The organism is Serratia sp. BNK-23 (assembly GCF_047456145.1).
Lineage (GTDB): Bacteria > Pseudomonadota > Gammaproteobacteria > Enterobacterales > Enterobacteriaceae > Serratia > Serratia nematodiphila.
In genome coordinates this window covers 4,881,033-4,894,284 of sequence record NZ_CP179900.1, presented here as the reverse complement: position 1 = coordinate 4,894,284, position 13,252 = coordinate 4,881,033, and the positions used below count along the sequence as shown (strand labels likewise).

Below are 13,252 nucleotides of genomic sequence, written 5' to 3'. Positions count from 1 at the left end.
CGGGGCAAGGATTTTCCTGGCTTGCTCTTTCGTAGCTTTAATGGCTACATTTGTAGTCATTAAAGCTACATTGAGGTTAGCGTGATGCACGAACCGATGCTCGAGCTGCTGTTCAGCGAATACCGTAGAAAAGTGCTAAGCCTGCTGTTTATTGAGCCCGGGCGAGCGTTTCACGTGCGGGAAATTGCGCGGCGTACCGCAACTCAGGCCGGGACTTTACATAAAGAGTTGAGCAGGCTGGCTGAGGGGGGCATTTTGCTCAGGCAGCGGCAGGGCAACCAAATTTGCTATCAGGCCAACGCTGATTGCCTGATTTTCCCAGAGCTGGCGGCTATTTTCCGCAAGGTTTGCGGGCCGGCGGAGTGCTTAAGGCAGACATTGGCAGCGTTTGGCGAAGCTATTGAACGCGCTTTTATTTTTGGTTCTGTCGCCAGTGGCAAAGCGACGGCGGCCAGTGATATCGATGTTCTGATTGTCGGCAAACTGTCTTTTGCGGAGGTGATTCAGGCGGTTTACCCGCTGCAGGAAACGCTGGGTCGGGAAATTAACCCCAAACTGTACTCGCCGGAAGAGTGGCGGGCGGCTTTGGCCGAGAACTCCGCGTTTATACAGGACATTATGCAGAAACCCCAACTTTGGATTGCGGGAGACAAGGATGACGCTGGACAATCTGGTCGGGCTGGGACTGGAGGTGATAACGCCTGACGCAGGGGCGATTAAAAAATTGCTGGCCGCCGCCGCGCGCAACCGACGCGATGCGGATATCACTCAGCTCAGCAATGAGAGCCGTTTCGACACGGCATATAAGGTGATCATGCAAATGGCTAATGCCGCTTTACAAGCCAAGGGGTACCGTACGCTGACCAGCAAACCCGGTCATCACCAGACCGTGATCCAAACGTTGCCGCTCACCGTAGGGTTGCCGCGCGAGGCAATGATCTGCCTGGATGCATTGCGAAAACAGCGCAATGTGGCGGATTACTCCGGCGATTTGGTGACGGACGCGGCGGTACAGGCTTGCCTTGAGCAGACCAAAGCGCTGTGGGTACGGATTATCGACTGGCTGCAGCGTGAATACCCGCCGATAGTGGCGTAAGCGATCTCACTTCAACCCGCAAAACACCGCCAGCCGCTGGGCCAGCGCCAGCGTGGCGGCGGGGGCGCCGTCGCGGTAGTAGAGCGCCAGTTCGAAGCTGTCTATCGGCGGCAATCCTTCGGCTTCGCCCAGCACCCGATGCGCGGGCAGACGGCAGCCGGCCGGCAGCAGGGTGACGCCCAGCCCGGCAGCGGAGGCGGCGGTTAACGCCGCCAGGCTGGCGCTGCTGTAGCCGATGCGCCAGCGTTTGCCGAGGTTGTCGAGCGCCTGGCACAGCTCGTCGCGGTACAGGCCGTTCAGTGGAAACACCGCCAGCGGCACCGGTGATTGCTCGATGGCCGGGAAGGCCAGGCTGTCCAGCCACAGCAGCGGTTCCGGCCGCGCGGCGCGCGGCGGTTGCCGGCGGCGCTGCTTCACCAGGATCAGATCCAGCTCTTCACGCGCGTAGGCGCTGTGCAGATCGGCGCTCAGGCCGCTGGCGACGTCCAGCCGCAGGTGCGGGTGCTCGCGGCTGAATTCCGCCAGCAGCTCGGTGGTGGGCACGGCGAAATCTTCCGGCATACCGATCCGCAGCACGCCGTCGCGCCAGATGCCGGTCAGCGCGTCGTGGGCTTCTTCATTCAGCGCGATGATGCGGCGCGCGTAGCTCAACAACTTGACGCCTTCTTCGGTCAGCAGCACCTGATGCGAGGAGCGTTCAAACAGCGGCTTGCCCAGCATCTCTTCCAGCCGGCGCACCTGCTGGCTGACGGTGGACTGCGACAAGAACACCCGCTCTGCGGCGCGGGTGAAGCTGTTGCTGTCGCACACGGCGACGAAGCTGAGCAGCAGCTGCGGATTGAACATCGGGTAGCGATTCATTTTCCCACTGTTGGCTATTTTATTATTTAATTTCCCAATACTAGCGGCGTTGCCTACAGTAACGCAACGCTGCGGCGATCGCGCTGTGACGCCGCACTCTTCATTTCGCAGTACCAGGAATATACCGTGTTAAATCATTCTGTTAATTCACCTTCTCCACGTCGCTGGCTCAATCCTTTGTTGCTGGCGCTGGTGTTGATCGGCCTGAACATGCGGCCGCTGTTGACCTCGATCGGCCCGTTGCTGCCGACGTTGCGCCAGGCCACCGGGCTGAGTTTTGGCGGCGCGGCGCTGCTGACCACGCTGCCGGTGCTGATGATGGGGCTGATGGCGCTGGCGGGCGGCGCCATCAACCGACTGTTCAGCGAACGCAGCGCCGTGGCGTTGAGCCTGCTGGCGATCGGGCTGGGCGCGCTTTGGCGCGAACTGGCCCCCGGCAGCGTGCAACTGCTGATGAGCGCGGTGCTGGGCGGGCTCGGCATCGGGGTGATCCAGGCGGTGATGCCCGGCATCATCAAGCATCACTTCCTTAAAAGCATGGCGCTGGTGGCCGGGCTGTGGTCGGCGGCGCTGATGGGCGGCGGCGGGCTGGGTGCGGCGATCACCCCATGGCTGATGAGCGCGGGGCATGACTGGCACAGCGCGCTGGCCTGGTGGGCGTTGCCGGCCCTGGTGGCGCTATTGGCCTGGTGGCCGGTCAGCCGCGGGCTGTCTCGCCTGGGCGCGGCGGGAGAACACCGCGGCCCAAGCCTGCTGCGCAACCGGCGCGCCTGGCTGCTCGGCGCCTATTTCGGCCTGATCAACGGCGGCTATACCAGCCTGATCGCCTGGCTGCCGCCGTATTACATGCAGCTCGGCTGGCAGCCGCAGGCCAGCGGTTCGCTGCTGGCGCTGATGACCTTCGGCCAGGTGATGGGCGCGCTGCTGCTGCCGGCGCTGGCGCGCAATCATGACCGGCGGCCGCTGCTGCTGCTGGCCTTGATGATGCAACTGATCGGCTTTATCGGCCTGATTTACCTGCCGCAAACGCTGCCGTGGCTGTGGGTGTTGGTTTCCGGGCTGGGGCTGGGCGGCGCGTTCCCGCTGTGCCTGGTGCTGGCGCTCGATCACCTGCACCAGCCGGCGGCGGCAGGGCGGCTGGTGGCCTTTATGCAGGGCGTCGGCTTCCTGCTGGCGGGCGTGACGCCCTACCTCTCCGGCCTGCTGCGCGACTACAGCGGCGGCTTCGTGCTGGACTGGCAGATCCACGCGCTGCTGGTGGTAGTGCTGATCGCCATTACCTGGCGCTTCCACCCGCACAGCTACCGGCGGGCGTTCGCCGAATAATATTTCTGTCATTGCCGCTCCCTATAGTGACGTTGCTTTTACTTCTGGGCGATAACAACGAAAAGGGACAATGACATGCACAACACCAAAACCCGGCTGGCGCTGCTGGTCGGCTGCATGGCGCTGAGCGCCAACCTGTGGGCCGAGGCGCAGCCGGTGCAGGCGACGCTGGCCGGGCATGCGCTGCTGCCGGTAAAATCCGCCGTTTCCACGCCGAAAGATGCACCGAGCGATCTGCAACAGAGCGGCAAATACACCAGCGGCAAACGCGTCACCGAGCTGGGCAGCGTGGCGGGCAAATCGGCCGACCGCCTGACCGGGATCGGCCTGCCGATCAACGGCCAGCCGCTGCAGGGCCACTCCGGCATCAAACACATGCCCGACGGCACCTACTGGGTGCTGACCGACAACGGTTTCGGCAGCAAGGCCAACTCCCCGGACGCTATGCTGTACCTCAACCACTACAAGATCGATTTCAAAGACGGCACGGTTGCGCCGCTGAAGACAGTGTTCCTGCACGATCCGGATAAAAAGGTGCCGTTCCACATCATCAACGAGAGCACCGAGCAGCGCTATCTGACCGGCAGCGATTTCGATCCGGAAAGCTTCCAGTTTGCCGACGATGCCTTGTGGATCGGCGAAGAATTTGGGCCTTACCTGATCAAGGCCGACCTGAACGGCAAAGTGCTGGCGGTGTTCGACACCCAGGTGGATGGCAAAGTAGTGAAATCGCCGGACAACCCGACGCTGACCCTGCCGGGCGCGCCGGACGGCAAGCAAAACTTCCAGGTGGCGCGTTCCAAGGGCTTTGAAGGCATGGCCGCCTCGCCGGACGGCAGCAAGCTGTATCCGCTGCTGGAAGGGGCGTTGTGGGACGGCGAGCAGTTCGAGAACGTCGGCGGCAAACGCTACCTGCGGGTGCTGGAGTTTGACGTGAAACGGCAGGCCTGGACCGGCCGCAGCTGGCAGTACGTGCTGGAAGACAACCAGAACGCCATCGGCGACTTCAACATGATCGACGCCACCCACGGGCTGGTGATCGAGCGCGACAACGGCGAAGGCACGCCGGACAAAGCCTGCGCCGCCGGTGCGCCAACCGACAACTGCTTCAGCCAGGTAGCCAAGTTCAAGCGAGTGTATAAAATCGCTTTCTCGGACGCCAACGTCGGCAAACCGGTCGAGAAACTGGGTTATATCGACCTGATGAACATTCAGGATCCGAACAAGCTGGCGCGCAAGCCGCTGAACGACGGCGTGCTGACCTTCCCGTTCTTCACCATCGAGAACGTGGACGTGGTGGACGCCAACCACATCATCGTCGGCAACGACAACAACTTCCCGTTCTCCTCAAGCCGCCAGCCCAATATGGCGGATGACAACGAGTTCATCCTGTTGGACGTGAAGGATTTCCTGAAGTAGCTCTCCCCGGCCGCCGAATCGCCGGCGGCCGCCATTTCCCGCTTAGCGCAGCGAACAAACTGCGCTATAATCAGCGCCTTGCTTCTTCTCTTCTCCAAGGAAGATCCTCGTCCCCGGTGGGGCGGCCGGACTTCAAATCCGGTTGGGGCCGCCAGCGGTCCTGGGCAGGTTCGACTCCTGTGATCTTCCGCCAATCTTACATTTTTGGTTCATTATTAATGTTGAGATAACCAAGTAAATTACGCTAACCTTAGTACCTACAATTGCTGATTTTTAGACTTAAGGCGCGAAAGTGCGATTTTTTGAATATGATTAATCACAAGAATGTTGGACAACTATTCACTAGCCAAACTATAAATGCGGTTGCGGATGGTGATTTTTCCTTGCTTCATCAGTTAGCGGCAGCATCTTTGCCTCCTAAATTATTCCCTATAAAAATATCAGATTTTTTTGATATTGCTTTCAAAAAACTTTCAAATGAATATAAGTCTGAATATTTTTTCAAAAACATTATAGCTAACGAAGTGTTTTTGAAAAAACATAAAAGAAACAAAGCAGTGATGCTTTCTGAGTTTCGTGTTGGAGCAAATAAAGCTGACTGCGTGATATTGAATGGGTTGTCCACCTGTTATGAAATAAAAACAGAACTTGATAACTTAAAAAGATTACCTGAGCAACTTGAGGCATATATTTGTTTGTTTGATAAAGTTTATGTTGTTTCAGCAAAGTCTCATGTTGAGAAAGTAAAGGCCATTATCCCTGAGGTAGTTGGTGTAATGGAGCTTACGCAAAAAAATAAATTAGAAGAAGTAAAGCCAGCATTGATTATTGAATCTGAAATTAATCCAAAACTAATGATTAGCTCGATGCGAATTGCTGAGTTTAAATCTATGGCGGAAAAGATCTCAGGGGAACCTATTGATTTGCCGAATATGGATGTCTATTCGTTCTGTTTGGATATATTTGAAAGAGCAAGTTCCTGCGCGTTAAGAGGGCATTTTAGAGAGACGCTAAAAGAGCATAGAGCTAATGACTTTAGCTTTATAGATACGCTACCTAGATCACTAAAATCATCGGCAATTAGCTATAGTATAACCCAGTCTCGCCAGAGATCTTTGACCAAAATACTATCAAGCTATATTGAAAAGGATGATATATGTACTTCCCTTTATTGAGAGGTAAGCAGTACGAACTAACTGCGCTAAGAGAACTATCAAATATTGTTCCTAATAATCTTTTTAAACCGATAATTGAACCAGTACGAGAGAATATAAAACAGCTCGAAAAAACCATTAAGGCCCTGAATGAAAAAAATATTCAACCAATAGTAATAGTGAATTCCGAGATTAGTGAGCTTAAAGGTAAAGCAGATAAATTTATTAATGAGTTAAATGGATTGAAAGGTGTTTCATTTATACCATGCATTAAGTACATAGATAATATTCACGAGTTCGATAGATTGAGTGGCATAATCAAGGGGGCGAAAGCTTCATATTCTGAGGGGGGAGTGAGTCGAGATTTCATTTCTCGCTTAAAAGATTTTGTGATTAATATCATCCCGGAGGGATCTCCCATCGTTGTTCTTAAAAAATTATCCAATGTGGTGTTAATGGATGATCCTTTTAAAAAGAAGAAGAGAAACGCAGATTACCCGTCTAACTCATATTTTTCTGATTTACATGTCAGGTATGCGAATATTGATAAGTCGGTAATTGGTTTTGGTGATTTTAATATTGCTGGTTCTGATTACGCCGAATCTGGTGGTCCTGCATATGTAGTAACTATCCATGCAAGTTATTTAGATGGTGAAGAGTTTGATGCAATGTCTATCAAGCATTTTTCATCAATTGATGATGGGACACCCTCAAATCCATCTGGAAAATTTCAACAAGCCTTGGAGAAATTAATATCGCATGATAAATCTTTCCCTGGTTTCTTTGATGACACGTCTGGGTTGCAAGGGTTTAAGTCATTGTACGTGCGTAGACATTATCCGGGACTGGGCCAAGTTAAGCAATTTTCAATGCAGCATCACATTGAAACTATCTGTAACTTCATAGCAGTCTAATTTTTCATGCATATAGCTCAAGTATATTAGGCGGTTAATATTGACTAGGCTATTTATATTATAATAAATTAACCGCCATCTCTGATTCCTATTATTACCCATAGCAGACAAAACAACCCCCTCACTCCCTCTGCAAAAAGAACTGCTTGATGGTCTGCCGCAGCCAGCGATGCGCCGGATCGCGATCCAGGCGCGGGTGCCAGGCCTGCACGATAAACACCGACTCCAGCTCGAGCGGCAGCTCGATCTCCGCCAACGGCAGGTGGATGTTGCTCACCCCCTGCAGTACGTGGCGCGGCAGCGGCAGGATAAAGTCCGATTTCATGGTCAGCATCATCGCCGAATGGAAGCCCGGCAGGGTCAGGGCGACGTTGCGCTGCAGGCCGAGATCGCGCAGCGCGTCGTCGATCGGCCCCTGCGAGCGCCCACGGCGGGAGACGCTGATATGCGGGTAATGAGTCAGGGTTTCGGGCGTTACCCGGCCGATGATTGGGTGCCCAGGGCGCACCAGCGCCTGAAAGGTGCTGGTGAACAGGCTCTGCGTCTTGATTTCCGGGTGCCAGTCGCGCGAGGAACCGATCACCAGATCCACCTTGCCGCTGCGCAGCGCGTCATCCTCGCCGTCGCTTTCAGCGATAAACTTCAGGCCGCTTAACGGCGCCATGTCCCGCAGCGTCTCCAGCAAGCCGCCCGCCAGCGCGCCGATAAAAATGTCGTTGGCGCGAATGGTGAAGGTTCGGGTCAGCTTGCCGGGTTCGAAGGATTCATTCGGCGCGATCAGCGCGGTGGCCTGTTCGATGATCTCGCCGAGCTGGCGTTTCAATTCCAGCGCGCGCGGCGTCGGCACCAGATGCTTACCGGCTCTGACCATGATCGGGTCGTCGAACTGCCGGCGGATGCGCCCCAGAATGCGGCTCATTGCCGGCGCGCTCAGGTTCATCTTTTCGGCGGCGCCGCTCACGCTCCCTTCTTCCAGCAGCAGATTCAGCGCATAGATCAGGTTGAAATCAATTTTTTGCGGCATGGCCTCTCCGGTGGTGGTGCGCTCAATGGATTGCGTTTTGTGCAATTAGTTAATTACATCATTTCATTTTAAACAATCGAAATAAGTCCGGATACTGCCCACGACAACAAAGATTGAGGCTGAAACAGCAGGAGTGGGGAATGGTTGAGGTGTCTGTTACGCCGCACCACAAAAATCGGTGGCTCGCCAGCGCCGGCGAAATCAACGGCCGCACCTGGCTGGGGTTGTTCGGCGTGTTTTTGGCGGTGATGGCCAGCGGCGTGGGGGAAAACGCCAGCAAGTTCGCGCTGGCGGATATACAGGGCGGCATGCTGCTGAGTTTCGATGCCGGCAGTTGGCTGACCACCTGTTACGTTACCGGCTTTGTGATCGGTTCCGGGTTCACACCCTGTTTTTGGCCGACCTTTTCGTTGCGCCGGGTGGCGTTGACGATGTGCGGCATTTACCTGGCCGGCGGGCTGCTGACGCCCTGGTTGGGAGAACAGTATGGCGTGTTGCTGGCGGTGCGCAGCCTGCAGGGCTTCGCCGGCGGCGCGTTGCCGCCGATGCTGATGACGGTGGTGCTGCGTTTTATGCCGCCGCTGATCAAGGTGTTGGGGCTGGGCGCCTACGGCTGGGTCTCGGCCTGGAGCGCTACGCTGGGCGCCACCGCCGCCGCTTTCGCCTTTCACTGGGGTTGGAGTGGGTACTTCTACTGGAACCTGCCGCTGATGGCGATTGCCGCTGTGTGTATCGGCTACGGTCTGCCGCAGGATCCTCTGCGGCTGGAGCGCCTGCGGCAGTTCAACTGGCGCGGCCTGCTGCTCGGCGGCATGGCGCTCGGCATGCTGACGGTGGGCATTTCACAGGGGGAGCGGCTCGACTGGCTGAACTCGCCGCTGATCTACGTTTTATTATTGGGCGGCGGCGGATTATTGGCGTTATTTCTGATTAACGAATGGTATCACCCGCTGCCTTTTTTTAATTTGCAGCTATTAAGCAAAAGGAATTTGTCTTTCTCCTTAATTACGCTGGGTGGCGTGCTGTTAATTATGGTGTCGCTGGTCAATATTACGTCGGGATATTTATCCGCGATTCAGGGCTATCGTCAGGAACAAACTTCCGACTTAATGCTGTGGGTGGCGTTGCCGCAATTAATTACGCTGCCGATTGTCGCCATTATTTGCAATACGCCGCGGGTGGATTGCCGCTGGGTACTGGCGATCAGCCTGCTGTTGATGGCCACCGCCTGCGTGCTGGCCGCCCAGCTGACGCCGGAATGGAACGGCGAGACGTTTCGCGTTATCGCGCTGTTGCAGGCGGTCGCGCAACCGATGGCGATCATCCCCCTGCTGATGCAGGCGACCGGTGGGCTGTTGCCGACCGACGGGCCGTTTGCGGCGGCCTGGTTTAACGCGGTGAAGGGCTTCGCCGCCACCGCGGCCGGCGGCGCCATCGCGCTGCTCAGCCGACAGCGCGGGGACTATCACGCCGGCACGATCGCCGACGGTTTTGGCTCGGCCTACAGCAGCGCATCGGGCTCGGCGGAGCAGCTGGCGCAGCTTGCCGCCCGGCAGGGCCACGTGCTGGCCAGCGCCGATCTTTATCTGTTGGTTGCCGGCCTGGCGTTATTACTGACCGCGCTGATTTTAGTTATGCCGACCCGTATTTATCCGCCGCGTTCGGTCGCCGCCTGACATTTTATCATCAGAAATAAATATTAAGTGGAGTCACTTTTATGGCTAACAAAAAAGTCGCCGTCGCCGTATTGGCGGTTACCGTCATTACGCTGGGGTTATTAATGAATAAGTTTTTTATTAAAGAGACACAGCAGAATACCAACGACGCCTATATTCGCGCCGATATCTCGCGTATTTCTCCGCAGATTGCCGGTGAAATTGCGCAGGTGTTGGTCAGGGACAACCAGTGGGTTAAACAGGGGGAGTTGCTGGCGGTGATCGATCCGCGTGAATTCAACGTTGCCCTTGCGCAGGCGACGGCGCAGGAGCAATCCGCCCGCGCCCGGCAGGACGACGCCAGGGCCAACCTCACCCGGCAGAGCGCGCTGATCGCCGCCGCGCTGGCGGAGCGGCAGGCGGCGCAGGCGGAGCTGGCGTTTGCGCGTCAGGAGCAGAACCGCTACCAGAGAATGGCCAGCAGCGGCGCGGGGTCGCAGCAGGCGGCGCAGCAGGCGACAACGCGGGTGCACACGCTTTCCGCCAATGTGGCGCAGGCGGAGGCGACGCTCAAAGCGGCGCGAAACATGGAGCAGGTGCTGCAGGCCAAGCTGGCGGACAGCGATGCCGAGCTGATGCTGGCGCAGGCCAAGAAAGCGATGGCCGAACTGAACCTGTCTTACACCCGCATCACCGCGCCGATCGGCGGCGTGATCGGCAAGAAAAGTCTGCGGGTCGGGGAGTTCGTCAAACCGGGCGATGCGCTGCTGGCCATCGTGCCGCAGGACAAGCTGTACATCATCGCCAACTACCAGGAAACCCAGTTGGAAAACATTGCGCACGGGCAGTCGGTAGACATCCATATCGATACCTTTCCCGGCCAAACGCTGAAAGGGCAGGTGGACAGCATCGCGCCGGCTTCCGGCGTCAGCTTCGCGGCCGTGGCGCCGGAGAACGCCACCGGCAACTTCACCAAGATCGTGCAGCGCATCCCGGTGAAAATTGTATTTGATATCAACAAAGAGCATGCCGCCTTGTTGAGCGCCCTGCGCGTCGGCATGTCTGCGGACGTCAGCATCAATACGCTGGACGGAGGCCTGCAATGAACAGAGCCGTGATCCCGCTGCTGTTGATGGCGCTGAGCGGCTGCCGGGCGGTAGGGCCGGACTACGCTCGGCCGCAGAGCGCGCTGCCTGAGAGCTGGGGTGAGCAGGCCGGCGGCGGGGCATTGCCGGTGGCCTGGTGGTCGATATTCAACGATGTGCCGCTGTCGCAGCTGGTGCAGCGCGTGGCGGCCGGTAACCTGGATCTGCAGCTCGCCACGGCGCGCCTGCAACAGAGCCGCACCCTGCTGGGGGTGACGGAGGCGGCGCTGATGCCGGATCTGAGCCTGGACGGCGCCTATCAGCGCCAGCGAGCTACCTCGGTGGGCAGCATGGATCCGTCCGGCAACGGCGGAGAGGCGGATTACAACCTCTGGCGCGGCGGCTTCAGCGCCGCCTGGGAGCTGGACATGTGGGGCAAGCTGCGCCGCGCGTCGGAAAGCGCGCGCGCCGGCTTTGCCGCTTCGCAGGAGAATCGGCGCGCGCTGTTGACGTCGGTGACGGCGGAGGTGGCGAGCAACTATCTGCGCCTGCGCGCCACGCAGCAGCAGCTGGCGGTGGCGCAGGAAAACCGCGCCACGGCGCTGCGTACGCTGCAGCTGACGCAAAGCCGCTATCAAAGCGGCGCGGGCAACGAACTGGATATCGATCAGGCGCAGGTGCAATTGGCGCAGGTGGATGCCCTGCTGCCGACGTTGGCCGACCGGCAAGAACGGCTGATTAACGCCATCGGCCTGTTGTTGGGCGAGCGGCCGGGCGCGCTGAACGCGATGCTGTCGCCGCCGGGGCCGCTGCCGACGCTGGCGCGCGCGGTGCCGATGGGGGTGCCGTCGGATCTGGCGCTGCGCAGGCCGGATATTCGCGAAGCGGCGGAGCGTTTGCATCAGGCGACCGCCGAGATCGGCGTCGCCACCGCCGACTACTACCCGCGCATCACGCTGACCGGCAACGCGGGCTACCAGGCATTGGCCTTGTCGGATATGGGCAGCTGGTCCACGCATACCTTCGCCATCGGCCCCGTTTTGTATCTGCCGTTGTTCGACGGAGGGAAAATCACCCAGCGGGTACGCCTGAGCGAATATCGCCAGCAGGAAATGGCCATCGCCTACCAGCAAACGGTGCTGCGTGCCTGGCACGAGATCGACGACGCGCTTTCCGGCTATCGCGCCCAACAGCGCCGCCAGACGCACCTGGCCGAGGCGCTGGCCGCCAACCGGCACGCGTTTGCGCTGGCGCGCGACAGCTATCTGAACGGCGCCAGCGATTTTATCCACGTGCTGAGCACGCAGCGCGCGCTGCTGGATCTGCAGTCCGCGCAAATTGTTTCAGAGGAAGAGACGGCGATCGCCGTGGTGAATATCTATCGAGCGCTGGGCGGCGGCTGGGAACTCACCTACCCGTCTGCGGCGCCACAGGAGAAGGCTGATGCACAACACGCTGAATAAGATTGTTGACGAGATGCTGGAAAGGGACACCCGCCGCAAACGGGAGGCCCGGGTGAGCGCCGTGCGGCAAGTCACCGCTCGGATCAGGCGCATCACGTTGAGCGGCGACGATGTGGATAAGTTTATCGCCGATCCGCGCGCGCAGGAGCCGGCCAGCTGGGTCAAGGTGTTCTTCCCGTGGCGCGACACGCTGGCCGGGCGGGCCTACACCCTGAGCGGCATCGACAAACTCGCCCGCACCTTCGATATCGACATGGTGCTGCACGGCGAAGGCCCGGCGTCGAACTGGGCGCGCGACGCGATGCCGGGCGACAAGCTGGGGTTCGCCGGCCCTTGCTCCGGCGGCTTTCGGCTGTTGCCGCAAACTCGCTGGCTGCTGTTGCTGGGTGATGAGACCGCGCTGCCCGCCATGCGCACCATTCTCGCCTCGCTCTCCGCCCCGTTGCCGGTGCTGTGGTTCGCCGAGGTGGGCGATGCGCAGGAGATCCAGGACGTCGATTGCTCCTTTTTGCAGGTGAACAGCTGGCAAATCCGCACCCGACATTTCGACAGCGTGATGAACAGCCCGCTGGTGCAGGCCGTCAGCCATTGCGAGCTGCCGGCCGGCGAAGGGCAGGTGTGGTTGGCCTGCGAGCACCAGGTCGCCGCCTATCTGAAGGCGCGTTTTATCAACGAAATGGGCATTTCCCGCGCCGCCTTGTTTGCCAAAGGTTATTGGAAAAAGGGCGAAGCCAATTTCAAGGGCGCGATTTAACTCGGGCGAGTGAGGATGGTTATGATTGAGAGAGTGTTATTGGCGGTGGACTGCTTTGAACACAGCGGCAACGCCCTGGAATTTATGGCGCGCCTGCAAGGCAGCATCGGCGGCGTGATTGTGCTGACGGTGGTGGACAATGCCTTCACGCTCAGCCGCAGCGGCCTGCGTTTCGACAGCGATGAGCGCGAGGAGTATCCCGCCGCCCAACGGGAAGAAGCGCTGGCGGAAAAGCAGGTCGGGCAGGTGACGCGGGCGCTGAAACAGCAGGGCTTCAATGCCCAGGGCTTGCTGGCCGCGGGCTCGCCCATCGAGGTGATCCCGGAACAGATGGCGCTGTTCAACTGCGATCTGTTGATCATCTCGCACCGCCACCTGTCTTCGTTGGGGCGCTGGCTGAACGCTTCCGTCACGCGTGGCCTGCTGGATGAGATCGGTCAACCGGTATTGGTGATCCCGCGCTAAGCTATGGGTAAGGGCAGCCGCATGCGGCTGCGCGCG

At 58.5% G+C, this 13,252-nt stretch carries 13 protein-coding genes and 1 tRNA gene; 12 read left to right on the top strand and 2 right to left on the bottom strand.

What is annotated here, in order from left to right:
• Positions 1-84 precede the first annotated feature (84 nt).
• Both ACMGF9_RS23250 and ACMGF9_RS23245 read left to right on the top strand, forming a co-directional pair.
• On the top strand, positions 85-705 hold the full coding sequence (locus ACMGF9_RS23250; protein WP_021504141.1) for a nucleotidyltransferase domain-containing protein: 621 nt from the start codon (positions 85-87) through the stop codon (positions 703-705).
• On the top strand, positions 656-1,096 hold the full coding sequence (locus tag ACMGF9_RS23245) for a hypothetical protein (RefSeq protein WP_021504140.1): 441 nt from the start codon (positions 656-658) through the stop codon (positions 1,094-1,096). The genes ACMGF9_RS23250 and ACMGF9_RS23245 overlap by 50 nt, the downstream gene beginning before the upstream one ends.
• 6 nt (positions 1,097-1,102) lie before the next feature.
• On the opposite strand, the gene ACMGF9_RS23240 is transcribed toward ACMGF9_RS23245, so the two are convergent.
• Complete coding sequence (locus ACMGF9_RS23240; protein WP_031299771.1) at positions 1,103-1,957, bottom strand: LysR family transcriptional regulator; 855 nt, start codon at positions 1,955-1,957, stop codon at positions 1,103-1,105.
• Between the two features lie 126 nt (positions 1,958-2,083).
• On the opposite strand from ACMGF9_RS23240, the gene ACMGF9_RS23235 reads away from it, so the two are divergent.
• From ACMGF9_RS23235 to ACMGF9_RS23215, 5 genes are all read left to right on the top strand, one after another.
• Complete coding sequence (locus ACMGF9_RS23235; protein WP_031299770.1) at positions 2,084-3,283, top strand: cyanate transporter; 1,200 nt, start codon at positions 2,084-2,086, stop codon at positions 3,281-3,283.
• A 75-nt stretch (positions 3,284-3,358) separates the two neighbouring features.
• The gene (locus tag ACMGF9_RS23230) at positions 3,359-4,702 is read left to right on the top strand and encodes an esterase-like activity of phytase family protein (RefSeq protein WP_021504137.1); all 1,344 of its coding nucleotides are present in this window, start codon (positions 3,359-3,361) and stop codon (positions 4,700-4,702) included.
• 98 nt (positions 4,703-4,800) lie between these two features.
• Positions 4,801-4,895 (top strand) — tRNA-Sec (locus tag ACMGF9_RS23225).
• A 115-nt stretch (positions 4,896-5,010) separates the two neighbouring features.
• The gene (locus tag ACMGF9_RS23220) at positions 5,011-5,877 is read left to right on the top strand and encodes a sce7726 family protein (RefSeq protein ID WP_172575181.1); all 867 of its coding nucleotides are present in this window, start codon (positions 5,011-5,013) and stop codon (positions 5,875-5,877) included.
• Positions 5,859-6,770 (top strand): sce7725 family protein, encoded by a 912-nt coding sequence (locus ACMGF9_RS23215; RefSeq protein WP_172575049.1) that lies wholly within the window; start codon positions 5,859-5,861, stop codon positions 6,768-6,770. The genes ACMGF9_RS23220 and ACMGF9_RS23215 overlap by 19 nt, the downstream gene beginning before the upstream one ends.
• A 121-nt stretch (positions 6,771-6,891) precedes the next feature.
• Here ACMGF9_RS23215 and ACMGF9_RS23210 read toward each other — a convergent pair whose 3' ends face one another.
• A complete protein-coding gene (locus ACMGF9_RS23210; protein ID WP_015376219.1) occupies positions 6,892-7,794 on the bottom strand; it encodes a LysR family transcriptional regulator in 903 nt (300 codons plus the stop codon).
• Between the two features lie 140 nt (positions 7,795-7,934).
• Between ACMGF9_RS23210 and ACMGF9_RS23205 the strand changes: the two genes are divergently transcribed.
• The 5 genes from ACMGF9_RS23205 to ACMGF9_RS23185 are packed head-to-tail and all read left to right on the top strand — an operon-like array spanning position 7,935 to position 13,216.
• Positions 7,935-9,470, top strand: a complete 1,536-nt coding sequence (locus tag ACMGF9_RS23205) for an MFS transporter (RefSeq protein ID WP_004934074.1) — start codon at positions 7,935-7,937, stop codon at positions 9,468-9,470.
• A 41-nt stretch (positions 9,471-9,511) separates the two neighbouring features.
• Positions 9,512-10,555 (top strand): HlyD family secretion protein, encoded by a 1,044-nt coding sequence (locus ACMGF9_RS23200; protein ID WP_004934076.1) that lies wholly within the window; start codon positions 9,512-9,514, stop codon positions 10,553-10,555.
• Positions 10,552-11,997, top strand: a complete 1,446-nt coding sequence (locus tag ACMGF9_RS23195; protein WP_351006245.1) for an efflux transporter outer membrane subunit — start codon at positions 10,552-10,554, stop codon at positions 11,995-11,997. Before ACMGF9_RS23200 ends, ACMGF9_RS23195 begins: the two co-directional genes overlap by 4 nt.
• Positions 11,978-12,751 (top strand): siderophore-interacting protein, encoded by a 774-nt coding sequence (locus ACMGF9_RS23190; protein WP_004934080.1) that lies wholly within the window; start codon positions 11,978-11,980, stop codon positions 12,749-12,751. The genes ACMGF9_RS23195 and ACMGF9_RS23190 overlap by 20 nt, the downstream gene beginning before the upstream one ends.
• 21 nt (positions 12,752-12,772) lie before the next feature.
• On the top strand, positions 12,773-13,216 hold the full coding sequence (locus tag ACMGF9_RS23185; RefSeq protein WP_015376224.1) for a universal stress protein: 444 nt from the start codon (positions 12,773-12,775) through the stop codon (positions 13,214-13,216).
• The last annotated feature ends 36 nt before the right edge of the window (positions 13,217-13,252 follow it).

Bases quoted from the DNA above. Each gene is read 5' to 3' on its own strand.
- ACMGF9_RS23250 (WP_021504141.1), top strand. From the start codon at position 85: ATGCACGAACCGATGCTCGAGCTGCTGTTCAGCGAATACCGTAGAAAA.
- ACMGF9_RS23245 (WP_021504140.1), top strand. From the start codon at position 656: ATGACGCTGGACAATCTGGTCGGGCTGGGACTGGAGGTGATAACGCCT.
- ACMGF9_RS23240 (WP_031299771.1), bottom strand. From the start codon at position 1,957: ATGAATCGCTACCCGATGTTCAATCCGCAGCTGCTGCTCAGCTTCGTC.
- ACMGF9_RS23230 (WP_021504137.1), top strand. From the start codon at position 3,359: ATGCACAACACCAAAACCCGGCTGGCGCTGCTGGTCGGCTGCATGGCG.
- ACMGF9_RS23220 (WP_172575181.1), top strand. From the start codon at position 5,011: ATGATTAATCACAAGAATGTTGGACAACTATTCACTAGCCAAACTATA.
- ACMGF9_RS23215 (WP_172575049.1), top strand. From the start codon at position 5,859: ATGTACTTCCCTTTATTGAGAGGTAAGCAGTACGAACTAACTGCGCTA.
- ACMGF9_RS23210 (WP_015376219.1), bottom strand. From the start codon at position 7,794: ATGCCGCAAAAAATTGATTTCAACCTGATCTATGCGCTGAATCTGCTG.
- ACMGF9_RS23205 (WP_004934074.1), top strand. From the start codon at position 7,935: ATGGTTGAGGTGTCTGTTACGCCGCACCACAAAAATCGGTGGCTCGCC.
- ACMGF9_RS23200 (WP_004934076.1), top strand. From the start codon at position 9,512: ATGGCTAACAAAAAAGTCGCCGTCGCCGTATTGGCGGTTACCGTCATT.
- ACMGF9_RS23195 (WP_351006245.1), top strand. From the start codon at position 10,552: ATGAACAGAGCCGTGATCCCGCTGCTGTTGATGGCGCTGAGCGGCTGC.
- ACMGF9_RS23190 (WP_004934080.1), top strand. From the start codon at position 11,978: ATGCACAACACGCTGAATAAGATTGTTGACGAGATGCTGGAAAGGGAC.
- ACMGF9_RS23185 (WP_015376224.1), top strand. From the start codon at position 12,773: ATGATTGAGAGAGTGTTATTGGCGGTGGACTGCTTTGAACACAGCGGC.